The organism is Caballeronia sp. AZ1_KS37, assembly GCF_023631165.1.
Classification (GTDB): Bacteria; Pseudomonadota; Gammaproteobacteria; order Burkholderiales; family Burkholderiaceae; genus Caballeronia; species Caballeronia zhejiangensis.
On sequence record NZ_JALQDP010000055.1, the window covers coordinates 1 to 1,111 of the forward strand.

Sequence of the window (1,111 nt, forward strand, 5' to 3'; positions counted from 1 at the left end):
TCGCGCTTCTGCATTTCGTGCAGCAGCGTGACGAGAATCCGGCAGCCCGACGCGCCGATCGGATGACCGATCGCGATCGCCCCGCCGTTCACGTTGATCTTCGACTGATCCCAACCCATCTGCTTGTGCACCGCCAGCGCTTGCGCCGCGAACGCCTCGTTGATTTCCATCAGATCGAGATCGTTCACCGACCAGCCCGCGCGCTCCAGACAGCGCTTCGACGCCGGCACCGGGCCCATGCCCATGATCTTCGGATCGACGCCCGCGTTCGCGTACGCCTTGATGCGCGCGAGCGGCGTCAAGCCGAGCGCTTCGGCCTTTTTCGCCGACATCACGACGACCGCCGCGGCGCCGTCGTTGATGCCCGATGCGTTCGCAGCCGTCACCGTGCCTTCCTTCGAGAACGCCGGCTTCAGGCCGGCGAGCGCTTCGGGCGTCACGCCGTGACGCACGAATTCGTCGGTGTTGAATTGCAGCGGCTCGCCTTTACGTTGCGGAATCGCGACCGGCACGATTTCATCGTTGAAGCGGCCCGCCTTCTGCGCGGCTTCCGCCTTGTTCTGCGACAGCGCCGCGAACGCGTCCTGCTGCTCGCGCGTGATGCCGAATTCCTTCGCGACGTTTTCCGCCGTCGTGCCCATGTGATAGTTGTTATAGACGTCCCACAGGCCATCGACGATCATCGTGTCGATCAGCTTGGCATCGCCCATGCGAAAGCCGTCGCGCGAGCCCGGCAGCACGTGCGGCGCCGCGCTCATGTTTTCCTGGCCGCCCGCGACGACGATCTCCGCGTCGCCCGCGATGATCGCGTTCGCTGCCAGCATCACCGCTTTGAGGCCCGAGCCGCAGACCTTGTTGATCGTCATGCCCGGCACCATGTCGGGCAAGCCCGCCTTGATGAGCGACTGGCGCGCCGGATTCTGGCCCGAACCGGCCGCGAGCACTTGGCCCAGGATCACTTCGCTCACCTGATCCGGCTTTACGCCCGCGCGCTCCAGCACGGCCTTGATGACCGTCGCGCCCAGTTCCGGCGCCGCGATTTTCGCGAGCGAGCCGCCGAATTTGCCTACCGCCGTACGCGCGGCCGATACGATCACTACGTCAGTCATTT

Annotated in this window: 1 protein-coding gene; it reads right to left on the reverse strand. The window is 65.3% G+C overall.

What is annotated here, in order from left to right; genetic code table 11:
• On the reverse strand, positions 1-1,109 hold a 1,109-nt coding region (locus NCS00_RS33205; protein WP_250442274.1), incomplete at its 3' end, for an acetyl-CoA C-acetyltransferase.
• Positions 1,110-1,111 lie beyond the last annotated feature (2 nt).